Source organism: Candidatus Sulfurimonas baltica (assembly GCF_015265455.1).
GTDB classification, from domain to species: Bacteria; Campylobacterota; Campylobacteria; order Campylobacterales; family Sulfurimonadaceae; genus Sulfurimonas; species Sulfurimonas baltica.
In genome coordinates this window covers 188,576-214,955 of record NZ_CP054492.1, presented here as the reverse complement: position 1 = coordinate 214,955, position 26,380 = coordinate 188,576, and the positions used below count along the sequence as shown (strand labels likewise).

At 30.5% G+C, this 26,380-nt stretch carries 20 protein-coding genes and 1 pseudogene; 10 read left to right on the top strand and 11 right to left on the bottom strand.

What is annotated here, in order from left to right; genetic code table 11:
* Nucleotides 1–9 precede the first annotated feature (9 nt).
* The gene (locus tag HUE88_RS01015) at nt 10–918 is read left to right on the top strand and encodes a hypothetical protein (RefSeq protein WP_194370221.1); all 909 of its coding nucleotides are present in this window, start codon (nt 10–12) and stop codon (nt 916–918) included.
* 179 nt (nt 919–1,097) lie between these two features.
* Here HUE88_RS01015 and HUE88_RS01010 read toward each other — a convergent pair whose 3' ends face one another.
* The 6 genes from HUE88_RS01010 to HUE88_RS00985 all read right to left on the bottom strand — a co-directional run bounded on the left by HUE88_RS01010 (nt 1,098) and on the right by HUE88_RS00985 (nt 8,740).
* On the bottom strand, nt 1,098–1,730 hold the full coding sequence (locus HUE88_RS01010) for a hypothetical protein (protein WP_194370219.1): 633 nt from the start codon (nt 1,728–1,730) through the stop codon (nt 1,098–1,100).
* Between the two features lie 2 nt (nt 1,731–1,732).
* Nucleotides 1,733–3,481, bottom strand: a complete 1,749-nt coding sequence (locus HUE88_RS01005) for a caspase family protein (protein ID WP_229860113.1) — start codon at nt 3,479–3,481, stop codon at nt 1,733–1,735.
* 37 nt (nt 3,482–3,518) lie between these two features.
* Nucleotides 3,519–4,043 (bottom strand): Lcl C-terminal domain-containing protein, encoded by a 525-nt coding sequence (locus tag HUE88_RS01000; RefSeq protein ID WP_194370217.1) that lies wholly within the window; start codon nt 4,041–4,043, stop codon nt 3,519–3,521.
* Between the two features lie 27 nt (nt 4,044–4,070).
* Entirely contained in the window at nt 4,071–4,601 is a 531-nt protein-coding gene (locus HUE88_RS00995; RefSeq protein WP_194370214.1) for an Lcl C-terminal domain-containing protein, read from the bottom strand.
* A 63-nt stretch (nt 4,602–4,664) separates the two neighbouring features.
* Nucleotides 4,665–6,878 carry a caspase family protein gene (locus HUE88_RS00990; protein ID WP_194370212.1) on the bottom strand — a complete coding sequence of 738 codons (2,214 nt, stop codon included), beginning with the start codon at nt 6,876–6,878 and terminating at the stop codon, nt 4,665–4,667.
* Between the two features lie 485 nt (nt 6,879–7,363).
* Nucleotides 7,364–8,740, bottom strand: a complete 1,377-nt coding sequence (locus HUE88_RS00985) for a hypothetical protein (RefSeq protein WP_194370210.1) — start codon at nt 8,738–8,740, stop codon at nt 7,364–7,366.
* 262 nt (nt 8,741–9,002) lie between these two features.
* Here HUE88_RS00985 and HUE88_RS13750 point away from each other — a divergent pair, with 262 nt between their 5' ends.
* The 4 genes from HUE88_RS13750 to HUE88_RS00965 are packed head-to-tail and all read left to right on the top strand — an operon-like array spanning nt 9,003 to nt 15,197.
* Complete coding sequence (locus tag HUE88_RS13750; protein ID WP_229860112.1) at nt 9,003–10,880, top strand: caspase family protein; 1,878 nt, start codon at nt 9,003–9,005, stop codon at nt 10,878–10,880.
* 19 nt (nt 10,881–10,899) lie between these two features.
* Nucleotides 10,900–12,873, top strand: coding sequence for a caspase family protein (locus HUE88_RS00975; RefSeq protein ID WP_194370208.1), 1,974 nt, complete (start codon nt 10,900–10,902; stop codon nt 12,871–12,873).
* Entirely contained in the window at nt 12,870–13,859 is a 990-nt protein-coding gene (locus tag HUE88_RS00970; protein ID WP_194370206.1) for an LPP20 family lipoprotein, read from the top strand. Before HUE88_RS00975 ends, HUE88_RS00970 begins: the two co-directional genes overlap by 4 nt.
* Before the next feature lie 9 nt (nt 13,860–13,868).
* Entirely contained in the window at nt 13,869–15,197 is a 1,329-nt protein-coding gene (locus tag HUE88_RS00965; RefSeq protein ID WP_194370203.1) for a pentapeptide repeat-containing protein, read from the top strand.
* Between the two features lie 713 nt (nt 15,198–15,910).
* Here HUE88_RS00965 and HUE88_RS00960 read toward each other — a convergent pair.
* Nucleotides 15,911–16,441 carry an antirestriction protein ArdA gene (locus HUE88_RS00960; RefSeq protein ID WP_194370201.1) on the bottom strand — a complete coding sequence of 177 codons (531 nt, stop codon included), beginning with the start codon at nt 16,439–16,441 and terminating at the stop codon, nt 15,911–15,913.
* A gap of 387 nt (nt 16,442–16,828) precedes the next feature.
* Nucleotides 16,829–18,229 carry a hypothetical protein gene (locus HUE88_RS00955; protein WP_194370199.1) on the bottom strand — a complete coding sequence of 467 codons (1,401 nt, stop codon included), beginning with the start codon at nt 18,227–18,229 and terminating at the stop codon, nt 16,829–16,831.
* A 104-nt stretch (nt 18,230–18,333) separates the two neighbouring features.
* Here HUE88_RS00955 and HUE88_RS00950 point away from each other — a divergent pair, with 104 nt between their 5' ends.
* The 5 genes and pseudogenes from HUE88_RS00950 to HUE88_RS00930 form a co-directional block, all read left to right on the top strand.
* Nucleotides 18,334–18,666, top strand: coding sequence for a helix-turn-helix transcriptional regulator (locus HUE88_RS00950; RefSeq protein ID WP_194370197.1), 333 nt, complete (start codon nt 18,334–18,336; stop codon nt 18,664–18,666).
* A gap of 83 nt (nt 18,667–18,749) precedes the next feature.
* Nucleotides 18,750–19,850 carry a tyrosine-type recombinase/integrase gene (locus HUE88_RS00945; RefSeq protein ID WP_194370195.1) on the top strand — a complete coding sequence of 367 codons (1,101 nt, stop codon included), beginning with the start codon at nt 18,750–18,752 and terminating at the stop codon, nt 19,848–19,850.
* Nucleotides 19,851–20,325: 475 nt separating this feature from the next.
* A complete protein-coding gene (locus HUE88_RS00940) occupies nt 20,326–21,480 on the top strand; it encodes a tyrosine-type recombinase/integrase (protein WP_194370193.1) in 1,155 nt (384 codons plus the stop codon).
* 165 nt (nt 21,481–21,645) lie between these two features.
* Nucleotides 21,646–23,616 (top strand): RNA/DNA-binding domain-containing protein, encoded by a 1,971-nt coding sequence (locus HUE88_RS00935; protein WP_194370191.1) that lies wholly within the window; start codon nt 21,646–21,648, stop codon nt 23,614–23,616.
* Nucleotides 23,617–23,844: 228 nt separating this feature from the next.
* Nucleotides 23,845–24,078 (top strand): annotated as a pseudogene (locus tag HUE88_RS00930) (aminoacyl--tRNA ligase-related protein); the annotation flags it as partial.
* A gap of 39 nt (nt 24,079–24,117) precedes the next feature.
* Here the strand turns inward: HUE88_RS00930 and HUE88_RS00925 are convergent.
* The 3 genes from HUE88_RS00925 to HUE88_RS00915 all read right to left on the bottom strand — a co-directional run bounded on the left by HUE88_RS00925 (nt 24,118) and on the right by HUE88_RS00915 (nt 26,372).
* The gene (locus HUE88_RS00925) at nt 24,118–25,320 is read right to left on the bottom strand and encodes an IS256 family transposase (protein WP_194370189.1); all 1,203 of its coding nucleotides are present in this window, start codon (nt 25,318–25,320) and stop codon (nt 24,118–24,120) included.
* Between the two features lie 155 nt (nt 25,321–25,475).
* On the bottom strand, nt 25,476–26,072 hold the full coding sequence (locus HUE88_RS00920; protein WP_194368084.1) for an outer membrane protein: 597 nt from the start codon (nt 26,070–26,072) through the stop codon (nt 25,476–25,478).
* A gap of 12 nt (nt 26,073–26,084) precedes the next feature.
* Nucleotides 26,085–26,372 (bottom strand): hypothetical protein, encoded by a 288-nt coding sequence (locus tag HUE88_RS00915; RefSeq protein ID WP_194370186.1) that lies wholly within the window; start codon nt 26,370–26,372, stop codon nt 26,085–26,087.
* Nucleotides 26,373–26,380 lie beyond the last annotated feature (8 nt).

The window sequence follows — 26,380 nt, the reverse complement described above, 5'->3', positions numbered from 1 at the left end:
GATAGGATTATGAGTAAAATTTTATTAGATATATTAAGTAATGCAACAAGCAGTGTGGATACTACTAGAAGCTCTATTTTCTTGCCATATTCCAATATACAAAGTACTAATACTTACAAAAATTTTGTAAGTAATGGAAATAAAGGTTCTATTTTTGAAAATAGAGAGTATAAAATCAAGATAAGGAATAGACTTCTTGGTCAATCTCATAGAGATATACTTGATGTGATTTTTTCTGAAAAGCTACTCAAAAGAACTACAAATAATGAGCACTATGCTGAGTTCAGTTTGTATTTTATTTTGAAGAAATTAGGAAAGAGTCAAGGTGGCAAGAATAGAGATTTCCTCAAAGAAAAGATACAAGATTTAGTTGATGTTGTAATTAGCCTTGAAAGATTTTATGGTAGTTCAAATAGTTGGTCAGATATTCATATACTAGACAAAGCACAATATAGCTCAAAAAATAATAAGTTTATTATTAAGTTTAGCAGTGATTATATCAATAGTTTTAAGACTGATACCCTAGTCAACTATGATAAATATCTTCCAGCAATTTTAGCTATCAGAAATGACACTATTAAATCATTTGTGAGGTATGTATTAGCTAATGATTTTATTAATTTTCAGTTAGTTTATGTGTTGGAACAGCTTGGAATTAATACTAAGGCCATTGGCACAAGACAACTTAATAAAATTAAAAAAACTATTAAAGATTTTGACTTATCAGTGTTTGGAATTACTATAACTGATTCTGAACAAGTAAGCTACAACAAGCAAAATGATATTAATTTTTGGACTGTAGATACTGAGCTTAAAAAGGCTGGTGTATCTCAACAAGTAGTATCAGCTTCTGCACAGGCTAATAATACACTGTTAAAAAATAGTTATGATCAAGCAAGTGGAATTACAATCTACTAAGGCTAAATAGTGAATCTATTTAGCTCCCTTCTCTCTTAAATCTCATAGAGCAAGTTGAATGGTTAATGTGTGAGAAAATTAGGTTTAGCTAACTTTTTTTACATATTTAACACTACTTGCTTTTGCTAAACAAAAGAACTCTTTATCTTCATATATGGATTTTGCAGAGGTAAAATCATTTACATACTTTTCTTCAATTGTAAGGCTTCATATAACTCAATCCAAAATGACTTCATATATTCAGCATATTCTTTTAGCTGTTTTAATGAAATATTTTTTAAAGTATGTGTGGTAGTATCTGGATTGTCTCCAAAATGCTTTTCAATTTTACTATCAATCAAGTCAGGTCTTATAACTAATAGCTTTTCCTTTGCCCTGCCATCTCCATGTTTATTTATGTCACATATATGTTGTAGCTCTTCATTGATTTTATAAAAGTTAGAGGGTGTAATTGTTGAGATAGATAAACTTGCAATTTTTTCTTTTCTAATTCCCCATTTTGTATCACTAAAAATTTTATTACAATCCTGTTCAAATAAATGATAAAGCCAAACTGTTGTCATATTTAAAAAATCATTTTTCATTTCTGTATATGTTACATAATATTCTCCACCAGTATCATATGCTTCTTCATAGTAAGGAGATGGATCTTCTGCTCCTCCATATGTTTCAGCAAGTTCTTCTAATCTCTTATCAGCAGCAGCTTGTGCCTCTACTTCAAGATTATCAAAACTTGGTAGCAACCTTGTTTCAATTGTAGTGATTAAGTTATCTATACCTAAAATCATTTCATTCTTATCTGCTTCATACATTTTTAAAGTTCTAATCCAATATTTCCAGAATAAACAGGAACTTGTTCATAACTTGCACCCATCTCATAAGACTTCTCTTGAACATTTGATTTAACATAGTCATATAATCTATTTATGTCAGTATTATTATTAATGAGACCTCTCATTAAATAATAAGAGAAAAGTCTATTACTTTTTTCATCATATTTATTTGAGTATTGAGTTCCACTTCCAGCACTTATAACCACCATTTTATTCTTATTAAAAGTTACTGACTTAGGTTTAATCCTTGTTGCAGCCACACCTTTTATAAGGGCTTGATTATCTGTTCCCCCACTAAAACAACTATCTATGAAAGCTACAATTTTTGTAGCTTTTGAATTAGAAAGTTTTTTATAAATATTTTGAAGCTTGAATCTTTCATCATCTATATAAGCTGGATTCATATCTTGGGCTAACATGTATGGAGCATTATCTTGTGCTGGAACTGGAATACCATGTCCACTGTAATAAAAGTAAACAGTATCCCCACTCTTTACTCTTCTGAGCATATCTTTCAAGTTATAATCTATTTTTGAGCTAGTAGCTCCTCTATTTATGAGGGTTCTAATATTGCTCTCTGGGATACCAAGTCTTTTCTCTATAACAGATTTAAACTCTTTTGCACTATTAGCTGAAAATGCCACAGGGTCTGTATATTCATAGTTTTCTATTCCTACTATGAAGAGCCATTTAGTATTATCTACTTTTTTAGCTTTTGATTTTTTAAGAAGACTTGGAATATCATTGACTCCTCCCTTTGTTTGTTCAAGGAGTGCTATTTGTGATTCAAGTGCAAGTTTTTGTGCTCTTAACTCTGCTTCTTTAATAAGGGTTTGTTTTTTATATCTTACATTTTTTTCTAACTCAAACTTCTGTTTTTGAAGTTTTGCTATTTCAGGGTCTTTAGAGTAACTAACCTCGCCAATGCTATAATCACTTGCACTCACAGCTAAGGATGAACTTAGAAGTGGTGAAGCAGGCAGATTTAAACTACCGCCGCCAACAGCTACACTTATGTTCTCACTTTTAAAATTAATATCACTTAGCATTGCTATATAAGGAGTGTTTGCTTTTTTTACAACTATCTTTTTTAAAGCGAGTTGATTATCTTTGTAGTCAAAAACTACACTTGTTTTTAAAGAGTTTATGTTTTTTTCAAAACTCTCTGCTTGGTCTATTGGAACTCTTACAGCAACCTTTTCGCTAAAACCACCTTTTGTAGATGTTACCACTCCAAAAAACGTCTCACTATCTGCATCATACTTTAAACTATTTTCTAAGTATGGTTTTCCATAAACAATTGAGTAAGCTTTTTCCATAGCTTTTAAAGTTATATCATCTATTTTTTTTTGTTTTTTAGCCAATTCATTGTTGTAGTTATCTGTAAGTTTTTTTACTTCATCATTATATACTCTTACATCTTTCGCATAATTTACTTCTAAAGTTTTTATAGTTTTTAATCTTTTTGCTTTCTCTTTTTTTACTCTTTGCTCAAAAGTACCAGTCTTTTCATACTTACCTTTTGTAAGTTTTTTGGCTAATGGTATAGTTGGCTGTTTTGGTTTATTTGGCAAGGTTGGTTTACTTGGTTGTAACTCTAACCCAATAAGATAATTTGTTAAAGCTGTAAACTTTTCTGATTGATTGATGTTGTATGGATTTTTCAGACCACTTGCATACCCAGACAAAACAAAAACCATCAAACCTAAAATAAAAACTCTTTTTATCATTATAAACACTCCATTAAAGAAAAATCAAATAGCAAAGTTACTGTCCTGCCCTAACACACCTAACATAAAAGTTACTTGCCTTACCGTAGTAGTACTGACCGCCATTGCTGAAGTAGACATTCCACGCACGTGCTGTATTACTAGCATTGGTAGTAGAACTCCAATAACCGTTAGAGATGGTATTTTTAAACTCTTTTTTTATAGCCGGTGTTCTGTTTTTATCCACTATACTTTTAAGTTCATCTATATTTGGTAATCTCCAGTCATCAAAACCCACAAGAGTTAAATCTTCACAATACTGTTTTGCTCCTGACCAATTTTTCATAGTTGACAAAACATCTTCATTATCCTGCCACATCAAACCATTATTATCCTGCCACATCAAACCATTATTAAAGGTGGCCCAAGCTTCCACTATCTCAGGATACTTCTTGTCAACATAATCTTTTATAACTTTGTCATACTCCGCTTGACTCAGCTCACCACTAACATCACCACTCCAAACCATCTCACTTGAAAAAAGAGTAAGGGGTAGTATAAATAAAAATAGTTTTAAAATCATTTTATTGTATCCTTACAAAAATCAAAGTTACTGTCCTGCCCTAACACACCTAACATAATAGTAATAAGTCTTACTGAAGCTGCTCTGACCGCCATAGCTGAAGTAGACACGCCACGCACCGGTAGTATTACTAGCAGTGGTAGTAGAACTCCAATAACTGCCAGAGACAGTATTTTTAAACTCTTTTTTTATAGTTGGTTTTCTGTTTTTATCCAATATGCTTTTAAGCTCATCTATATTTGGTAGTCTCCAGTCATTAAAACCCCCAAGAATTAAATCTTTACAATACTCTTTTGCACCAATCCAGTCTCTTTCTATGAATATAGCATCTTTGTTATCTTGCCACATCAAACCATCTAAGGAGATTGTATTATTTTGTATCTCTTTTTGTTTTTTTTCCCAAGCTTCAACCCTCTCAGGATACTTATTATCAACATACTCTTCTATAACTTTGTCATACTCACTTTGACTAATTTCACTACTGGCGTCACTGCTCCAAACAACTTCTCCTGCAAATAGACTAAAAGGAAGTAAGAATAAAAAAAGCTTTAAAAACATTTGTGTTTTCCTTAAATATAATATCTATAACTATTAGTTGTTTCATAGTAAATTTCCTTAAAATTAAAGCTCTAACCCAATATTCCCATCATATATTGGAACCTGCTCATAACTTGCACCCATCTCATATGACTTTTCCTGTACATTTGATTTTACATAATCATATAATCTTTGAGTATTTGAATTGTTTTCAATCAATCCTCTCATAACATAATATGAGAAAAGTCTATTACCCTTTTCATCATATTTATTTGAGTATTGAGTTCCACTTCCAGCACTTATAACTATCATCTTACTTGTATCAAAAGTCACACTCTTAGGTTTAACTCTTGTTGCAGCTACACCTTTTATAAGTGCTTGATTATCTGTTCCACCTGAGAAACAACTATCTATAAAAGCTATTACCTTAGTTGCTTTTGAGTTGCTCAGAGATTTGTAAATATTTTGAAGCTTAAACCTTTCATCTGTTAAATAAGCTGGATTCATATCTTGTGCCAACATATATGCTTCATTGTCTTGTGCTGGAACTGGAATGCCATGTCCACTGTAATAAAAGTAAACAGTATCCCCACTCTTTACTCTTCTGAGCATATCTTTCAAGTTATAATCTATTTTTGAGCTAGTAGCTCCTCTATTTATGAGGGTTCTAATATTGCTCTCTGGGATACCAAGTCTTTTCTCTATAACAGATTTAAACTCTTTTGCACTATTAGCTGAAAATGCCACAGGGTCTGTATATTCATAGTTTTCTATTCCTACTATGAAGAGCCATTTAGTATTATCTACTTTTTTAGCTTTTGATTTTTTAAGAAGACTTGGAATATCATTGACTCCTCCCTTTGTTTGTTCAAGGAGTGCTATTTGAGCTTCAAGGGCAAGTTTTTGCTGTCTTAATAGATCTGCTTTTGCAAGAGATTGTTTTTTATCTCTTTGCCTATTTTCAAGTTCAAACTTCTGTTTTTGCAGTCTTGCTATTTCTGGATCTTTTGAATAGTTTATTTCTCCAATATCATAATCAGCTGAACTTATAGCCAAAGAAGAGCTGAGAAGTGGAGTAGCTGGAAGATTAAGACTCCCATTATTTACTGCTACTGATACTGCTCTATCTTGATAATTTCTAATAGTAGAGGTTGCTATGTAAGTGATTTCAGAATTTTTAATGTTTATTTTTTTTAACACTAATTTCTTATCTTTATATGTAAATATTACATTAATTTTTAGTAAGCTTAAATTTTCTTTGAATTTTTCTGCTTCATTGATTGGTACAATTATTTCAATTTTTTCTTCAAATCCACCTTTTGTAGATTTTATATTAGTATAAAATTTTTCATTATCTGCATCATATTTTAAAATTTTATCTAAATAAGGTATTCCATAAACTAGATAATATGCTTTAAGTATTGACTCATATGTAATTAAGTTAATTTTATTTTTGTTTCCTGCCACTTTATTGTTATATTCATCTGTTAATCTTTTGATTTCAGAATTATATAATTTGACATCTTTGGTATATTGTTTTTCAATAGAAGTGATTATTTGTAATCTATTATTTTTCTCTACTGCTACTCTATCTTCAAACATAGCAGTTTTTTCAAATTCACCTTTAATAAGATTCTTTGCTTTTGGAACTATTGGTGTATCTGGTTTTTTAGGAAACTTTGGTTTTTCTACTTCCAATGCTTTTGATATCAATTTATTAGTTAATACTTCCATCCTTTGTTTGTATAAAGCCATTTGATCTATCTCAGACAAGACAAATTTATCACCTACACATAAGAATAAATTTTGGTTATTTTGAAAATCAAAATCAGCACTTCCTGTTTTTATATTGACAGCAATTGCATTTGGTATATTGTCAATATCTTTAGTATCAGAACTCCAATAATAATTTAATGAAATATTAGAAAATATACTTCTATTTTCTCTAATATAATTTAGCTCATTTTGGCTTGGAAGTCTCCAATTTGAAATACCATGATTTGAAAGATCAGTGCAGTATTTATAGGCTTTCTTCCATGTTGCAATATTGTTTTTTTCTTTGTTAGCCCAAGTTAAATTATTGAAATTCAATAGCTCTGTTGGCTCATTATCTATCTTCACATTATCAAAATTATTCCAATTCATTTCAGCAGTTTTTTCATCAACAGATACATCTATATTTTTTGCATAAGATATTTCACTATTATTAACTTTACTGGTTCTGACTTCTGGTTGTCTATCCATACATCCATTAATAAAAAATAAAGTAGCTGAAAATAAAAAAAGTTTTAAAAGCATTTGTTAATCCCTTGTATTAGTAAAATGATTATTATTTGTTGTATTCTAACATATTAAACTTAGCAGGACATACTAACACCCCATATAAGACTTAAAAATACCCCATTGAGGACTCATTATTCCCCTAAAAAGACCTAATATCACCATAGTTTTTTAGCTCTCCTAAGAGTATCTTTAAGAGTGTCTTTAAGATACTCTCTTAATTAAATCTCTTTATAGAGATATTAATACAAGAGTAGAGGGTTAATAAGAAAAGAGGTCTGCTTCAATAAACATTGAGATTATGTTTTATTAGTATAGGGGTTTATAAAGAAAGAAGAACCATAGTAACAGGCTTATCTGCTGAACTGATTATTTTGTCTGTATTCCAGCTTCACATATTTCTTTTTATTAACTCTAATTCAACACTTTTCCACTGTTTTTTATACCATTATTCAATATTGCACATAAAACATAGGGCAACACAAAAATAGTAAAAATTTACTCTATTTTCCTATCAAGTCAATTAAGCTCATATTGCTTTCTCTTTTCCCACTTCTTAGTTTCTTCAAGGTAGAACCTATTTTGATCTTTGCTCTTTGCATAATTCCAAGCTGACTTTCAAGAGATTTTACTCTTGCTTGAAGCTCTTGATTTGATAAAGTTAGTTTAGCAACCTTAGTTATATTTTCTTTATTAACCCTTTCTGAATCTGTGTGTGATTTTTCAAGTTTAGAGAGTTTATGTTCTGACCTAACCAGTGCAGTGTTTTTAGCTCTAACTCTCTTGTCAAAATTCTTGACATTTTCTTGATAAAACTCATCTGACAATCTCTCATTTCTCTCTAAATCTGATGTAAGTTTTTCAACTGTACTATTTAACTGATTATTTTTTTTAAGTAGTTTATTAGTGCTAAGACTTGACACAAGCAATTTAAACTCTATTTTCATAGCTTTAACAGTGTTTAGCAAACTGTTTAAAACTTTTACCTTATCAATATTCCCTTTTGAGTCTTTACTTTTTTTGATAAGTTTAGATTTTAGTTGTTGAGTTTCTTTCTTGGCTTCCTCTGTAACTTCTAGGAGAGTTTCTTTTTGTTCTCTTTTAAACTTTGCAAGAGTTTTATATTCTCTTTTTCCATTTTTAACTATATCCTCATAATCTATATGAAATTGCTCTACAACTCTACTCTGTTTAATTTTTTGCTCCCATTCAATAGCTAAATCTTGAATGTGTTTCTCATCATCTTTATATTTTAATTTCATATCATTTGTGAAACTATTATCTGCATCATATTCTATTAAATAGTGGATGTGCTGTACATTACCTGGCTGGTCTCTGTGGATTACTGCCTTGATGAGTTTGGCATTTAAATTGTCTTCTAAAAACTGTCTTGATAAATTGTATAGTCTATTGGAGTACTGTTCATCTTCAAGTAAGTGTCTAACACCTGTAATGCTAAATACTATTTCTCTGTAAGATATTTTATTGCCTCCAGCATTATCTTTTCTGCTGTCTGAAATTGAATCCCTCTGTTCTGTTAGCTCTTTGATTTTTGCTTCATTCCTTGCAATAGCAGATTCAGCTCTGCTTATTCCTTTTTGGTCTGAAATAAATTGTGCATTTTTTAGTTTTAAAGTTTGTTTGTTTAGCTGATTTTTATAGCTTCCAATTGTTCTGGTTAATTTACTTCTTAATACTGTTGTTGCTTTGGCATCAGGAATGTTTTTTGTTTCAGTATCTTGAGAAAATTCCTCATTAATATAGATGATATTATCAAATACTCCTTTGAACCTGTTGTATGGTTGGACTATGTGTGTAACCCTTTCTTGTAGATGTTTTTTTGTTTTGATGGCTTTGATTTGAATGAAACTGGTTGACATTTTATGTACTCCTTTTGAATATCTATTTTAAGTACAAAGTGTCAAAAAAAGGAGATGTGATAAAATTTTTGGACAGTTGATAGAGTTTGTAAAAAAGAAAGTGTTAATAGTGATTGCCAGGCAAATACATACTTATGGATAACAGTGATTGAATGAAAGGAGCAACAAAACTAGTGGGATATACATATGTCCTAACTTTCTGTTTTTTAAGTTCTATATGATAAAATCTAACAAATAATCATTTTCTTTAAGGAATCTATAAATGCTTTTAAAACTTTTTACAACTTCATTAATCTTACTTTTAGCTACTGGATGTGGAAATATAGAACCAAAAGTTACAAGTTTGGATAACACTCACAACAATCAACCAGAAGCATCAAAACTAAAAGTAACAAGCATAGATAGCACAGAAGTATTAAGCAATAAAATAGTTTGGGATGGAAGTAAGTCTGAAATTGATAATAATGAATATCAAAAAATTATCACAAATTACTCTAAACAAAAATATCCAGAAAAGTACAAAAACATACAAAATTCAATTAATAATGTAGTTAATCAAGGCAACATAATATGGCAAGACAATATTGATACCAAAACAGTGAGAGTTAACTTATATGATGCAGAAAAGTATTGCAAAAACCTTAACTTTTCAGGACATGGAAACTGGTATTTGCCATCTGAAAAACAATTGGTGGATTTAGATCAAAAAAATATTAAATATTATTTAGATAGTTATTATTGGGCTGCCAGTGGAAGTGTTGTAGGTTTTAAAACAAAAAGTATTGTAAATCCTTATGGTGCATTTCCTTATTATGTTAGATGCATAAGTGATAACACAGAAGTATTAAGTAATCTAGCTTTTAACAATATCTTAGAGGATCAAGAAAAAGTCTCTATAATAACTAACCACTTAATCCTCAAAAAATATAATTTAGAAAAAGATAAGTTTGAAAAAACATCAGATTTTAAAAAAAGAGTAGATTATGTGAAAAATAATATAGAAGAAATTACCAATGTAAATATGAGTAAAGCATATAATAAAATTTATGCTAAACCATTAATAAAATCAATTGATTATGATGCTGATAATGAATTGTTTTATGGTAAATTAACATCTAGTGAAGGACAGTTTTCCAAAGATATAGCTATAAATATTCCATTAGAAATTGCCAAAGATTTTTACAAGTATGAGAAAAAAGTAAAGGTAATTTATGAATATAGAGATGAAAAGGTTTTTTTAAAAAATATTGTTGTTCCATATGAAGGGAAAATATACTCAGCTGTATTGAGAGATGCAGACTATAAGCCCAATGATATTAAAGTGGCAATATATAAGCAAATTGAGTATGGTGAAAATATAATTAAAGAGTATCAAAATGACATTCCTAAGTTTTTAGAAAATTCCAAATCTGGTAAGACTGATAACACCAAATGGCTTTTTATAGTTGGAATAGAAAATTATGAGTTTACAGATTCAGTCAAGTATTCAGAAAATAGTGCTGAACAAATTAAATCTGTTATGAAAAAAAGACTTGGGATACCTGAGAACAATGTTAGAACCCTAATAAACCAAGGTGCTACCAGTGCTAAAATAGATTATAACTTGAAAGATATGCTCAGAAGAGTAAAAAGTGGAGATACTATCTATTTTTATTATAGTGGACATGGTATTCCAGTCCCATCTCAAAATAATGAACCATATATGTTGGCACAAGATATGAATCCAGCTTATCTAACAGATGAAAGATTCAAGCTCCAAAATATTTATAAATCTCTGAGCAATTCAAAAGCAACTAAGGTGGTAGCTTTTATTGATAGTTGTTTCTCAGGTGGCACAGATAACCAAGCACTTATAAAAGGTGTAGCTGCAACAAGGATTAAACCAAAGAGTGTGACTTTTGACACAAGTAAGATGATAGTTATAAGTGCTGGAAGTGGAACTCAATACTCAAACAAATATGATGAAAAAGGCAATAGACTTTTTTCATATTTTGTAATGAGAGGATTAATTGAAAACAATTCAAATACTCAAAGATTATATGACTATGTAAAATCAAATGTCCAAGAGAAGTCATATGAAATGGGTGCAAGTTATGAACAAGTTCCTGTTTATAATGGGAATATTGGATTAGAGCTTTAAAAAATTAAGGAAATTTACTATGAAACAAAAAATAAAAATCTTATTGCTTTTTACACTGTTGCAATTACCAGTTCAACTACTGGCAGATTATAGTTATGATATGGCAGTGAAGGCTGATAATTATATAAAAAATAATAACTATAAAGATGCAAAATATTATTTGGAAGAAGCTGCAAAAGGTGGTAGTAATGAGGCTTGGTCAAAATATCTACTTGGGTATATGTATGTCAATGGCTCAGGAGTAACAAAAAACTATACAAAAGCAAAACAATATCTTGAAGAAGCAGCAAATGGTGGAAGTATAGAAGGAAAATTTCAACTTGGAACTATATACCTGAATGGCTTGGGAGTAACAAAAGACTACACAAAAGCAAAACAATATTTTGAAGAAGCATCTGACAGTGGACATATAGGTTCAAAATATCAACTTGGAAATATATACCTGAATGGCTCAGGAGTAACAAAAGACTATTCAAAAGCTATAAAATTATTTAAAGAAGCTTCAAATGCTGGTAATTATGGTTCAAAATATAATCTTGCCCTGATGTATAGAGATGGGCAAGGTGTAACAAAAAACTATTCAAAAGCTATACAATTATTTGAAGAATGTTCCAATATTGGTGACACTAATTCAAAGGTTTTTCTTGCAAATATGTACTATAGAGGGCAAGGTGTAACAAAAAACTATTCAAAAGCTATACAATTATTTGAAGAAGCTTCTAAAGATGGTTATGGATTTGCAAAATCTAGCTTTGGCTGGATGTATTACACAGAAAAACCAATCAAAGATTATAAAAAAGCAAGAGAACTATTTGAAGATGTTGATAGCAGTATTTCACTTGATGGAAAATCCAACTTAGCTCTTATGTACTTTAGAGGACAGGGTGTAGAAAAAAACTATTCAAAAGCTATACAATTATTAGAAGAAATAATAGAGGCTAATAATGATTTTCCAGATCCTAAAAATAATTTAGCCTGGATATATTTAAATGGTTATGGTGTAGAGAAAAACACTGAAAAAGCACTTAAACTTTTTAAAGAGGCTGCTGAAAAAGATAATGTGGCAGCCAATCTAAATCTTGCTTGGATATACAAAAATGGAATAAATGTAAAAGCAAATAAACAAACAGCAACTTATTGGCAAGAAAGAGCTAACAGTCTTGGAAAAGATGCTTCACAAGAAAATTATCAATTAACTTATCTTTTTGATGCACCTACAATTAGTGACAATATAGCAGTTCTTGTTAAAAAATTTCAACAAAAAAAAGTAAGCTATAAAAGATATTTAATTGTAATTGGTGCTGAAAACTATGAATACACAGATAATATAGTTTACTCACAAAACACTGCCCAAATGTTTACAGATGTAGCCCAAAAAACATTAGGAATATCAGAATCAAATACACTTGAACTAACAAGCAAAAATGCTTCAATGGGTAGAATTCAAATGAAAATGAAAAAATTACTTAGAAGAGTAAAGCATGGAGACACTGTCTACTTCTATTATAGTGGGCATGGGATCCCTGTTGTTTCACAAAAAAATGAACCTTATATCCTACCAATAGATGTTGAGCCTGAATTTATAAGTGAAGCACCCTTCTTTAAATTACAAAATATTTATAAAACACTTGCAGATAGTAAAGCTTCAAAAGTGGTAGCCTTTATAGATAGTTGCTTTAGTGGTGCCACAGATGGAGTAAGTGTCATCAAGGGTGTGGCTGCAACGAGAATAAAACCTAAGAGTGTAACTTTTGATACAAAGAAAATGGTTATATTAACAGCAGGTAAAGATAATCAATATTCAAATATGTATGAAGAGAAAAAGTATAGATTATTTAGTTATTTTTTAATGGAATCAATGCTAAAAGGGAGAACAAGTCTCCAAGATATTTATAGTGATGTCTATATTAAAGTTAAAGATGAATCATATAAGATGGGTGATATGAAATTACAAGAACCTACAATGAGTGGAAATAAGGCTATGGAATTTTGAAGATAGCTTTTCTTGCCTTGCTGGCTTTATTGTTTGTAGCTTGTGGAACTCCAAAACCAAAAGTTTATCCACAGTGGTATAAGAACAGAGAGCTACAATCAGCAGTTAAATATGAAATAATAGGTTATGGTAATGGCAATACAATTAAAGATGCAGAAGCCTCTGCAAAAGAAGATATAGCACAAACTTTGATTAGTAAGGTTGATAGTAGTTTCACTTCTACTTCAACAGATGATAAAACTACCAGTAAGGCTATACTAAAAGTTACAAGTAACTTAAATCTGCAAAATGTAAAAACTATCAAGCAAGAGCAAATTGATGGTTTGTTTTATGTAGCTCTAAAATATAAAAATCTTGACTTGGCATATAGAGTGAAAACTACTATTGGAAATTTTGAATGTACAAAACAAGAACTAAACTCTTATCTTTTACTAACCCCTCTTGTCAAAAAACTAACTGATTCACTTGGTTGTAAACTTAATTTTAAACTTGATAGAAGAAATGAAGCTTGGTATCTAAAATATAAAGAGTATTTATTTTTACTCAGTGATGATGAATTTGAGGAATTATATGAAACAAACATAAATGATAATTTTGAGTTTAAATCTAATAAAACAGTTTTAACTGATGGAGATAGTTTTTACTTCACATTTAACTCTAAACAAGATGGATATATTACACTTCTAAATGTTTATGAAAATGGTGTTGTCACACTACTTCAACCATCAGCACCTATAAAAAACAGTATTCAAATCCCCTCAAAAGATAGTGAAAACTATTTTGAAGCAGGGTTAGTAAAAGAGGATGAAAATACTTATGATTTATATGTAGCTATCTACACAAAAGAGCCACTTAATATGAGTAGATTTGAGTATGCTAATGAAGATTTGGCTTCAAGTGAGTTGGCTTATAAATTTGATGAACTAATTGGTGTTATGAATCAAGCTGAGTATAGTTCTTTGTTGCTTAGAACAAGAACAAAATAGGCTAATTTTATGGAGTCTAAAAAATACACTTGTTCAATATGTAAAGATGAATTAGATGAAAATAATTTTGATATAGAGCAAAATAAATGTATTTTACACTGTGAAAAAACTGATAAAAATGGTTGGTATTCCATAAATTCTCATGATAAAGAATGGACTGAAAAGTTAAATACTTTTTGGCTATATATTCAACAGCAATTAGATAATATATATCAAGATAATTTACTTGACTATTATGATACTACAAGTGAATACCAATACACAGATGTTATATTTCCAAAATTTGAAAAAGAATATGAATACAACCACTATGCAAGTAATGAACCTGATATGGGTACAAACTTTTTCTCATTTGGTGTATTTGAAAATCAAAATGAACAACCAAGCCAAGAGGTAAATCAAATATTCAATAAATTAAGTATTACTTTTAAAGGTTGTACTTTTTTAGATGAAGCAAATTTTAAAAAATATTATAGAAAAAGCCCGCTCACTTTTAATGAGTGTAAATTTGAAAAAACTCTACTACTAGGTAAAACACAAAAATCTCAATTAAGTTTCTATGACTGTGATTTTAATAATAAAGATTTAGATATTAGTGAGTCTATTTTTGAAGATGTCTTAATTATGAAAAACTGTAAAAATATAAATTTATTTGATATTAGTAATTCAACTCTAAATGGTTTTAGCAACTTTATGAATTCAAATTTTATAAAAGCTGACTTTACTGGAACATTATTTGGTGATTCAGTTGTTTTTATTGAAACTACTTTTCAACAAGATATTGACTTCAAATATACAACTTTTAACAAATTAGCACTTTTTAGAGATAGTGTATTTAGTGATACTTTGAACCTTAGAGATACTATATTTAAGGATGAAGTTAATTTTTTAGGTATGAAAGCAAATATGGCAAATAGAGAAACAGCAAGATTGATAAAAAGCTCATTTGAACAGCAAAAAAATCTTATAGAATCGAATAAATATCATGCATTAGAATTAAGAGAAAAAAGCAAAGAACTCTCTCTATTAAAAAACTTACCTGAATGGATTTTATTTAAAGCTCATTGGATATCTTCTAATCATTCCCAGAGCTATATATTAGCTTTATTTTGGATTATAGTTATTAGTATATTGGGAATAGAAAACAATGTAATTTGCTCTTTGTTTAGTTTCATCTACAGTGATGACAAACTTAATGATATTGCTATGTCTATACATAGTATTTTAAGTGTAAAGTCTGATAGTTTTAGTATGTATCAACTATTTTTAAAAATTTCAATGGCTTATCTGGTTTATCAATTTCTTGTATCAGTAAGACAAAATACAAGAAGAAAATAGGCTGATTATACAATAGCATTTTTTGCTATGAAATCCTTATATCATATTTTATGTGTAATTTACATTTAGGGTATAAAAACCACTCTAAAAGTGTTGAAATTAGGGTGATTAAAGAAGAATGTTTAAGTTGGAATATTCCAAAATACTTAGTTCAGTAGATAAACTTGTCACTATGTCTATTCTTTCTTTATAAACCCATGTCCCAATAAAACATCATGTCAATGTTTATGGAAGTAGACTTCTTTTCTTACTAACCCTATACTCTTGTATTACAATCTCTATCAAAGAGATTTAATTAAGAGAGTTCTTAAAGGAACTCTTAGAGTACTCTTAGGAGAGCTAAAAAACTAGGGGGATATTAGGACTTATTAGTGGGATAGTAGTTCCTCAATGGGGTAAAATCAGGTCTTCATTAGGGGGATAGTATGTCCCAAATAGTTGATTTATCATATTTTTAGAGTTAATAAAAGTAAACAATATTCACTTAAAATGAATCTATATACTTGGTACTTGATACCATTCAACAATAAAACTTTGATATAAAATTGGAACTATAATTTAGTAAATTAAATTTATACAATAAATCAGAAGAATTTATCATATAAATTGTAATTATTGCATTAAAATTCATACAGAAAATATAAATATATTTTGTATAAATTTGAAAGTTTTAAATATCTATAAAAGTAGATAAAATAATCCTTATGTGGCAACTATGCCACATATTCCCATAAGACACCATCACTATCTTCAAAGTATGAACCTTCAATTTCCATATCTCTACCTAATTTATCATAATCAAAATATGATTGTAAATTCTCAGGCATAGTCTCTAATAAACCACAATCATTTACATAATTATAAGCCACATCAGATATTTTTACTTCTCCTGTACAAATTAGATTATCAATATTCTCAATTGCACTATCTATATCATTGGCAAGATTGTTTTCAAGCATTATTTTAACTGCTGTTTGTTGTTGCTCATCTAATGCTTCCATTTTTTCAGCAATTTCATTTAAATTAGTTAGTGATGAATATTCACTAATTACCAAATAATCACACTCATAATCTGTAATAAAAAATTCTTCATGGTAATGATCTGAATTACAAATCTCTTTACCCCTCTGTAACTCATTTTCAATAGCCTCAGCAAGTAAATCTTCATTCATTGGCAATGTGTACCAATTTCCCACTAAATGTCCACAATTGTAAGCTTCTAGGTCAGTAATGTAAACTCTCATAATAAAATCCTTTTATCAAATATTTTTAAAAATGTTTGGCACTCTAAGGAGTGAAACTCTCTTTGCCCTTGTCTCTAACTCTTCCTAATATTCTTTTGGGCTAAATGCCCTTTTGAACAAAGACAATAAATTGCACTATGCTTGGAGAAAAATATAAACTTGTTTGATTTTTATGTAAGTAATGCAGTGCAGTAGAATTCTATTGTCTCAAAAGGGTTTTAGTTTTAAAGAAACTTCTATAATTAATAAAAGCTCTCTCAATGAGAGCTACTGAGTAGGTAAAAGGGGAATGGGAATGACTAACACAAATTGAATAGGAATAAAGACCTTGGCTTTATGATAAATATATCAAGATTTTAGCTTGGTATCCAGCACTTACTTACTTTTCTACAACCTACTATTACTACTATATTTATTGAAAATGCTAATTACTTTTTGATGCAAGTTCTTTGGTGCAACAATTCTAATATCACTGAGTGTGTCTAAAACAATTGCAGTTGCATTATTAAGAGTGTCATTTGCTATGACATAAAAATATGAGTCTTTAATTTTAAACTCTCTTGGAATAATTGATTTAAGCTCCTCTGTCTTAATAATAGTTTCAAACTCTACAATTTCATCTGCTTTTGCATATATTTTCATATGATCAAGAGGCTGGATTTTGAAAAACTCTAATGCAGTTAGTGGTAGTTCTAAAATAATTGTATATAGCTTGTCTTCAATAGACACCTTATCTTTAAAAGCCTCTAAATACTTTGGATTACATATATAATAATAGTCATTACCTTTTTTATCTTTATCTGTAATATAGGAATTTACACAGCTGAAATCTTGGGTTATCTCTTCTTTTATATTATCAATAATATTAGTGTCATATATTTGAATTCTAACTATGTCTGATAAAGTAACTGTATATGTCTCATCATTTTTATCACTGTACTCTAAATACTTTTCATCCTCACCAAAAAGTATTCTGATTGGTGTAATAGTAATTATCTTGGTAAATATTTCAATTTTATCCATAGTCAAAGTTAAGCTATCTTTACTACCTGAATTATCTACCATCCTAGTACTAACTTCATTGTTTATATTATCAAGAAAGTATTTTTCAAGCTCAAAGTTCTCATTGTGATTTTCAAAAGGTTGTAAGACATACTCTAAAACAGAATCAATTTTATCAAAAAATTTAGGAACTGGTGTTGATATTGAAGACCTAGAATATTGGATTAATATTGGTGCTAATATTTTTAATAAAGATTTATTATATATATAATATTTTTGTTCTGCAAACCATTTATTAATTTCCATAGTATAGTAGGTGTATGTTTTATTGTATAGTATGTTGTCTTTTTCAAAAGAACTTTTCATAGATTTTGTGTTATTTTTTATTAAATGAAGACATTTCAATGTACCTAAGCTTCCATTTAATAAGTAATTTATTGAATCATCAGATGATGCTGAGTAACCTAAATCCTCTTTAATATATTTTAATATATCTATTCTTGACATTACATTTGAATCATCAATAAACTTATCAAATATCTTGTACATAACTTTACCTATCTCATAATCTTTACCAATATATTTTCTACAAGTTTTAACAGATTTTTGATCAATCTTTTCATATTCACTTTGAACATCTTTGATAGTCAATATATTTAGCTGATCTGCAATATTATATAAATCATTATCCCTGTTAAAGGGGTTAATCTCTTCAAGCCTGATTAATAAATTCTCTTTATCTTCTTTTAGTTCTTTTGCTTTTTTCTTCTCTTCTGCCTTAGTCATTATTTTTCCCTTTAAGTTGATAACAACAGTATATCACACTAGGTGCATATTAGCACCTAAGTTGAAAATATAATACATTTATCTTTACTTATAAAGGCTAACAGATGAATGTAAATTTTGATGCATTGGAGCAAATTCCAAAAATACTAGAACTACTTAAACAGTTATTAGACACTAAAAATAATCAAGTAGAAAAAAGGTGGCTCTCAACAAAAGAGACTGCTGAATACCTTGGATATTCCAAAGATGCTATTGATTCAAAAGTAAAAAGTAATGAATTTCTTGCAGGTACTCATTACCACCAAAGAGCTTCTAAAAGAATGTTTGACAAGTCAGTACTTGATAAATGGGTTATTGGTATAGATATGATAGATGTCTGTGCAAATAGCAATATCAATGCAACTATAAAACATATTACAGATCAATTTGTAGCCTAAATAATTAAAAATTCATCCACTCTAGGCTATAGTTCTTATCTGTATTTATGGTTGAAAGTGGTTTCAAATAAAAAGGAAAACACATGAGACTATATGTAAAAAAAACAAAAAATAAACAAGGTGTTAAAGAATCTCTATGGATTGACTTCACTCACAATGGAGAAAGACACAGAAAGCCTTTAAATCTTGGCAATACACCAGCTAATAAGAAGATAGCACTAAATCATATGATTCCAACTATCCAACTTGCAGTTTCAACTGGTGAGTTCTTTAAAAATAAAATGATAACTGTTAGTGAGTATATGGATAAATCTTTTGAATTGCAAAGTTCAAACAGAAAAGCACCAACTATTGAAGATTATAGGAGCAAGTACAACAAGCACCTCAAACCTGTCTTTGGCAAAAAAATGCTGGATTCAATTAAAGGTACTGACATTACTTTATGGCAGAATAAAATGCTAAAAGATGGGTATGCTATTAGAACTATAAAAGGTGTAAGAGGAATACTTAGTACTATGTTTGAAGATGCTATAAGAGAAGAAATTATTGAGAAAAATCCAATTAGATTAGCCTCTTTGCTATCTGCAAGAGGTATGAAAAAAACTTCTGAGGATGACCTACTTCCTTTTACAATAAATGAGATTAAAACATTAATTGCAAGTACTGAAACTACACAAATGAAAAATTTCTATATGCTACTTTTCACCACAGGTTTAAGAGGTGGAGAAGCCATTGGGTTAAAATGGAATTTGGTGGATTTTGACAAGAGAGAGATAAAAATATCTTCTCAAATTGGAAGAGGAGTAACTGGATCACCTAAATGGGATTCATTTAGAACTGTACCAATTATTGAAAGCTTCTTGCCCTTTATAAAAAGTCAATTTGAAATCACTGGGGAACAAAGTGAGTATGTATTTTTAAACACTCTAAACAACCCATATTGGGATATCTCAAAGATTAGAGAAGGTAACTGGAAAAAGGATTTAGAAAGGGCAAAAGTTCAGTACAGAAAAATACACCAAACAAGACACACATTTTGTTCTACTATGATAAGTGCTGGTGAAGACATAAATTTAGTCTCAAAAGTTGCAGGGCATAGCTCTCCAAGAATGACACTGGAAGTTTATTCTAAATATATACCAAGAGATTTAAGTGATTTTGGAAATGTTTTTAATAAAATATAAGGCACTGAATGGCACTCATATGGCACCAAGGTAATTTGATAGTCTCTGAAAGTAAGTATTTTAGGGGTTTGTTAATTTGATGGTGCGGATGAGAGGACTTGAACCTCCACGCCTTGCGGCACCAGATCCTAAGTCTAATCTTTACACTTTTTCATTCTTTATTAAATCTTTTCAAATCTCAACAAAAGCCCAGCACATCGTATTTTAAAGACATGCTTGTTTTTTCATTCTTTTACATTTTAATCTATATTTTTTCAAATACTGTAGTAAAAACTGTAGTAAAAAACTACTTTTTTTGATACAATTTCATATCAACGATATTTTATTATCAGATTAATAGAAGATAACTTTTGGACAAGAAAAATCGAATGTTTTTAGCTATCTTAACAAAACGAATTCTATATAAACTAGGAAATATTTTTCAATCTTAGAGAATTATATACTAAAGAAAAAAACTTGAAGAATGGAGTTTCTTATGGCATTAAAACCTGTTGGTGGCAAATATGAAGGCGTATGGATTAACGAGCTTAAAAATGGTGATAAATCATACTATATAAACTATAGAGACGAGCATAATAAGCCCGTTAAAGTTTTAGTTGGTAAATCTACAATATCAAATAGTTTTACTGCTAGAGATGCCTATAGCAAGCTTATAGAAGTTAAATATAAACTGCAACACGACCAAGAACCAACTATAAAAGGCTCTAGAACTACAAAAATTAAATTAGATACCATCTGGGATGAATATTTTAAGTATTCTAAAGCCAATAAAAAGTCATGGATAACTGATAAGCAAAACTATAATAAACATATAAAACCACTTTTCGGAAGCAAACCCGTAAAAAGTTTAAAATCCTTAGATTTTGAAGATTTTAAGCAAAAATTATTTGCAGAAGGATATGAAGCACAAACGGTTAAACATCAACTTACTTTAGTAAAAACAATTATAAATCACGCCATAAAGCATGATATAGTGAAAAATTTCAATAATCCACTAGCAAATGGTAAAGTCAAAATGCCAAATATAGATAATAATCGACAAGCATTTTTAACGAAAGAAGAGGCTAAAAACCTACTAGATATATTAAAATCTACTCATCTTCTAACTTATCACTTAACAGTATTGTTACTTTTCACTGGTGCTAGATTTAGTGAAGTTACTGGCGCTGCCTCACAAAAGAATAAGACTAATGAAAAAACAGGATTAACTTGGAACAATATAAATTTTAAAACAAACTCAATTTATATTGTAAAAACAAAAAAAGGTAGTGAAAGGCATATATATATGAATGATTTACTCTTAGAGACAATAAAATATTTACAAAATAATAAAGATAAAAATTCAAATAGAGTAATCTCCAACAGCAGAGGTGGCATTGTACTGAAAATGCCGGAATACTTCATGACTGCCATCGAATCTATAATACCTGGAAATAAGAAAAAAGACATGAAGTATAAAATTACCGCTCATAGTCTAAGACATACACACGCAAGTTGGCTTGCTCAAAACGGATTAGATATTTTACAGATTAAAGATCAACTTGGGCATAAAGATTTAACTATGACTCTTAGATATAGTCATTTAATACCCAATACTAGACATGAAGCAACTAAAGCCTTATCAATATAAACAACTTCTTAATGAACTAAATATTAAGTATACGCAAGCCTTATATCTATAACTATATTTTTAGATATAATCTATAAAATAAAATAAAATAAAACTATACCTAGACCCAAGAGCATGTCACCTGTGCCATTAGAACTGCTTAATAGTATATCAAAGGAATCATAAATGATAAAAACTGCTGAAGATATATTAAGCTTAAGTGAAAGTATCGAGCTTGAATGTAAACTAGCAATCGGTCGAAATGGGACGGGTGGCTTACCTGGAAAAACATTCTGGGAAACATATAGTGCATTTGCTAATACTAATGGTGGTACTATATTACTCGGCGTGAAAGAGAATAAAAACCATACCTTTGAAATTGCAGGCGTTCAAGATGTTCAAAAGGTTCTAGATGAACTATGGACATCAGTTGAAAATACACAGACGGTTAGTTGTAACTTACTAAAAAAAGAATTTGTGCAAATTATTTCTATAGATGACAAGAGTATTATTCAAATCTATATACCAAGGGCCTCTAGACATGACAAGCCTGTACATAGAACAACGAACCCAATGGATGGCACATATCAACGACTACATAGTTCAGATATTAAATGTTCTAAAGAAACTGTAAGACGAATGTTGTCTGAACAGTTAGAAGATAGTCGTGATGATAAAATGCTTGAAAATTATGACATGGCAGATATAGACCAAGAAAGTTTGCGAGCTTATCGACAAATGTATAGTAATCGTGACTCAAGCAATGAAAGAAATCGTTACGATGATGTTGAGTTCCTTCGCAGTATTGGCGGATGGAAGAGAGATAGGAAAAGTGGTTTAGAAAGCTTAACTATAGCTGGTTTGTTAATGTTTGGAAAGCTGATGAGTATACAAGAAGAGTTTCCAAACTACATGCTTGACTATCAAGAAAGAGCTGAAGCTAGAGCAAAGGCTCGTTGGATTGACCGTATAAGTTTAGATGGTACCTGGTCCGGAAACTTATTTGATTTTTATACGCGTGTTATTCGCAAACTAACAGCAGACCTAAAAGTGCCTTTTAAACTTCAAGGTGACCAAAGACAGGATCAAACCGCAGTACATGATGCACTTCGTGAAGCTTTGGTCAACACAATAGTACATGCTGATTATAGTGGGAAAGCTTCTATTTTGGTTGTGAAACGGCCTGATATGTTTGGATTCAGGAATCCTGGGTTAATGCGTATTTCTATTGAACAAGCAATTAGTGGTTATGAGCATGATTGTCGTAATGAAAAACTACATCAGATGTTTCATTTTATAGGTCTTGGTGAGCGTGCTGGTTCAGGTATTCCAAATATATTTATGTGGTGGGGAGAAAATCATTGGCGACCACCATATCTGCATGAAAAGCTAGAACCATATGACCAAACGTTATTTGAGTTAAGAATGGCTGATCTTATATCTTCTGATGTTATAAATGAAATGAAAATTTTATTTGGTCCAGAGTTTGACACATTAGATAACACACAAAGGTTGATACTATCCACTGCTTTTAGTGAACAAACTGTAACTCACGCTAGACTAAAAGAGATTTGTAATGAACATAATTCAGATCTTTCTCAAACACTGCATAAACTTGTGCGAGATGATATGTTGCTTTCAAGTGGTTATGGTCAAGGCATGGTTTATTATCTTCCTAATCAAGTTCTAGTTACTCCAGATGATGTTTTTGGAAGCTACCTAGTAACAGAGAATGGTGATAAACTTATAACAGAAGATGGCAATAAAATTGTAACTGAAGGTCTGGGGGTAAGCTCTGGGGGTATGGGGGTAAGCTCTGGGGGTTATGTAGTTAAAGGACTTGAATTTCCTATTTTTGATAGTGTAGCTAGTATGGATGAGTCATTACAAAATAGCTTAAAAGAAATAACAAAACCAATAATAGATAGCAAAAGGTTTCCAAAAAATGAATTTAAAAAAATTGTTAAAATGCTATGTGAAGATAAATTTTTAACATTAGCAATTTTAGCCGAGTTGCTAGATAGAAGTGAAGACTATATACGAAAAGATATTTTAAATCCAATGGTAGAACAAGAGGAGTTACTAAGAGCATTCCCACAAACACCAAACGATCCTAGACAAGCTTACACATCAAGAAAAGAACATAAAACTTCCTAAAAAATTTAATATTATCGGAGACCGTTCAGAGTTTTGTGTCAGTAACCGATAGTCATTAAAATTATATCACAGTTCAGCTTCTGCTCCTTCATTTAGAGAAAGTTCCAAATATTACAGTTTTTGAACAATTTATCGATGTAAAAGATTAAGAACTTGATTTTTACCATTTCTTTTTACAGGAATTAGTGCAGTTTGTAGTGCTTATTTTAGTTTTAGCTTCATCATTTAATTGACCAAGAAGTGTGGTTACCGGTGCAAGCAACTTACCGTGAAATCCCTTCAATCAGCAACACAAGAGAGTTCCAAGCAAGACGTGCGAAAATCCGTTTCAAAGATGGAAAGAAAAATAGCTTTGTAAATACACTTAACGGTAGTTCTCTTGCTGTTCGTAGAACTTTAGTAGCTATCATGGAAAACAATCAACAAGAAGATGGAAGTATTACTATTCCTAAGGGAGTGTAATAAATTCTGTGTCAACACCTAATTTCTCTTAAAATTGTATCATAATCCTAAAGCGTCTTTTAATCTCTCCTTGAAAAATATGTTGAGTTGAGAGATTGTGAGACTCCAGTTATGTATCGGCATAGTCCATTTTTTCTCAGCATTTCTTATCCCAGCAAACAATAATTTCAATAGGCTATTATCGTTAGGAAAAGCGCCTTTTGTCTTTGTCAATGTCCTGAATTGTCGATGTACGGATTCAATAATATTAGTAGTATAGATAATGCGTCTAATAGGCTCTGGATACTTAAAATAGTTGGATAAATTATCCCATTTATTTCTCCATGATTCAAATACTATAGGGTATTTTTTACCCAATTTTGACTCAAGTTTATCTAGTGCCAGTTCAGCTTCTTCTTTTGTGAAAGCTTGATAAACGCTTTTAAGCTCGCCTACGAATATTTTCTGATCTTTAGATGCAATGTATTTAACGCTGTTGCGTATTTGATGGACTATACAGAGTTGAATTTCTGTATCTGGAAATACAGCATTAATAGCTTCAGGAAACCCCTTTAGCCCATCTATGGAAGCAATGAGAATATCCTGTACTCCACGGTTCTGTAAGTCAGTAAGAACCTGTAGCCAAAATTTAGCGCCTTCACTTTCATTGAGATATAATCCTAATATCTCTTTTTTGCCTTCGAGATTTACCCCGAGTACGGTATAAAAAGCTTTAGAAATGTAATGACCATCTTCTCTCACTTTATAGTGAATAGCGTCCAGGTATATGAATGGATATATCGCGTCAAGCGGTTTTATTTTCCACTCTTCAAGCATTGGTATTAGTTTATCAGTAACGGTGGTAATAGCTGGCTTAGAGAAGTGTACACCATAGATATCTTCTATGTGTTCGGTAATCTGCGAGTAGCTGCTTCCTAAGCTAAAGAATGAAAGCATCTTTTTTTCTATTTCATCTGATAGATGTGTTTGGCTTTTTTTCACAATTTGAGGCTCAAAACTTCCATTGCGGTCTCTTGGAGTCTCTAGTTCAAACTCGCCATGCTCAGTTCTCATGGTTTTTGACATATAACCATTTTTACGATTCTTTTGAAGGTCTTGAGCTAGATGAGATTCTAGCTCTGCTTGTAGTGTCATCTCTGTAATCTGTCTAACTAAATCTGTCAGAGCGCCATCTTTACCAGATAAGCCTTTTCCTGATTTTATCTTCTCTGCAAAATCCGCAACATCTATTTCTATTTTCATCTGTATTTCCTTCTGTGTGTTCAATTTTACCAAATTGACACAGAATTATTTACAGTCCCATTCCTAAAGTTTTGAAGCCTTATTTGGGGATGTAGATTCTTCTTTTTATACTGAATAGGCAGATTGAACTGCCTATTAACTGCCACTATTCTCTCCTAAAATAGATACCTAAACCCAACATTCACATTGTGAGCACTGTTATGTGTTAATTGTGATTGTGCATTGAGTAGGTCTATCATAGTTGTATGATTCATAAAGTTGAGTTCATACTTCATAGTAAGTTCTATATTGTTTGAAAGTGGGTATCTTGCACCTAGGTTAATACCACCCATGTATGAGTCTGAGTGTATATCATTATCTGTAGTGTTTACAGGGTTTTTAGACCATGTAAGTTGTGAGTATCCAAGTTGTGCACCAATGAAGGGTGTGACTTGATTGTACTCTCCTACTTTAAACTCTGTAGCTAGGTAGAAGTTATTTTCATAGGTATCATCTTGTTCTACTCTTTGGTAGTTAAGAGAGATATCTACATTTTTAGAGTGGTGGTATCCTGCTTGAAGTGTAAGGTTATATCCACTCTCTTGTATCTCATTTCCTAGGATGATTACTCCTACATTATCTCTTTGGTCAACATTCAAGTAAGAGTATCCTGCGCTTACTCCTACGAATGTATTTTTTAGGTAATTACTATCTGCTGTAGCTACACTTCCTAAGAGGAGTGTAGTTATAAGTGTTACTTTCATATAAGACATATCTATTCTCCTTTATCTTACTATATGAGCGACTCCGCTCACAAGGCATATTTTTTTATTTCCATCTACATCATGGTAAATACTTACTGTTGTATTAACATCATCTTTAACGATAGCATCGCCACTTAAAAGTGTCTCATAGGTAGCTATATCGTTTTCATCCGGTGCTGTTATACATGCTATGCTAACGGGTATGATAGTCTGTCCATTTTCAAACGAGGCATCACCACCTCCTCCACTACAAGCATTAAAGCCTATAGTGAGTAGAACGAATGTTATGATTGCTGTTATGTTTTTCATCTTTTTCT

What these genes read in the sequence shown, in the direction of transcription:
- HUE88_RS01015 (WP_194370221.1), top strand. Translation starts at nt 10, where the DNA reads ATGAGTAAAATTTTATTAGATATATTAAGTAATGCAACAAGCAGTGTG.
- HUE88_RS01010 (WP_194370219.1), bottom strand. Translation starts at nt 1,730, where the DNA reads ATGTATGAAGCAGATAAGAATGAAATGATTTTAGGTATAGATAACTTA.
- HUE88_RS01005 (WP_229860113.1), bottom strand. Translation starts at nt 3,481, where the DNA reads ATGATAAAAAGAGTTTTTATTTTAGGTTTGATGGTTTTTGTTTTGTCT.
- HUE88_RS01000 (WP_194370217.1), bottom strand. Translation starts at nt 4,043, where the DNA reads ATGATTTTAAAACTATTTTTATTTATACTACCCCTTACTCTTTTTTCA.
- HUE88_RS00995 (WP_194370214.1), bottom strand. Translation starts at nt 4,601, where the DNA reads ATGTTTTTAAAGCTTTTTTTATTCTTACTTCCTTTTAGTCTATTTGCA.
- HUE88_RS00990 (WP_194370212.1), bottom strand. Translation starts at nt 6,878, where the DNA reads ATGCTTTTAAAACTTTTTTTATTTTCAGCTACTTTATTTTTTATTAAT.
- HUE88_RS00985 (WP_194370210.1), bottom strand. Translation starts at nt 8,740, where the DNA reads ATGTCAACCAGTTTCATTCAAATCAAAGCCATCAAAACAAAAAAACAT.
- HUE88_RS13750 (WP_229860112.1), top strand. Translation starts at nt 9,003, where the DNA reads ATGCTTTTAAAACTTTTTACAACTTCATTAATCTTACTTTTAGCTACT.
- HUE88_RS00975 (WP_194370208.1), top strand. Translation starts at nt 10,900, where the DNA reads ATGAAACAAAAAATAAAAATCTTATTGCTTTTTACACTGTTGCAATTA.
- HUE88_RS00965 (WP_194370203.1), top strand. Translation starts at nt 13,869, where the DNA reads ATGGAGTCTAAAAAATACACTTGTTCAATATGTAAAGATGAATTAGAT.
- HUE88_RS00960 (WP_194370201.1), bottom strand. Translation starts at nt 16,441, where the DNA reads ATGAGAGTTTACATTACTGACCTAGAAGCTTACAATTGTGGACATTTA.
- HUE88_RS00955 (WP_194370199.1), bottom strand. Translation starts at nt 18,229, where the DNA reads ATGACTAAGGCAGAAGAGAAGAAAAAAGCAAAAGAACTAAAAGAAGAT.
- HUE88_RS00950 (WP_194370197.1), top strand. Translation starts at nt 18,334, where the DNA reads ATGAATGTAAATTTTGATGCATTGGAGCAAATTCCAAAAATACTAGAA.
- HUE88_RS00945 (WP_194370195.1), top strand. Translation starts at nt 18,750, where the DNA reads ATGAGACTATATGTAAAAAAAACAAAAAATAAACAAGGTGTTAAAGAA.
- HUE88_RS00940 (WP_194370193.1), top strand. Translation starts at nt 20,326, where the DNA reads ATGGCATTAAAACCTGTTGGTGGCAAATATGAAGGCGTATGGATTAAC.
- HUE88_RS00935 (WP_194370191.1), top strand. Translation starts at nt 21,646, where the DNA reads ATGATAAAAACTGCTGAAGATATATTAAGCTTAAGTGAAAGTATCGAG.
- HUE88_RS00925 (WP_194370189.1), bottom strand. Translation starts at nt 25,320, where the DNA reads ATGAAAATAGAAATAGATGTTGCGGATTTTGCAGAGAAGATAAAATCA.
- HUE88_RS00920 (WP_194368084.1), bottom strand. Translation starts at nt 26,072, where the DNA reads ATGTCTTATATGAAAGTAACACTTATAACTACACTCCTCTTAGGAAGT.
- HUE88_RS00915 (WP_194370186.1), bottom strand. Translation starts at nt 26,372, where the DNA reads ATGAAAAACATAACAGCAATCATAACATTCGTTCTACTCACTATAGGC.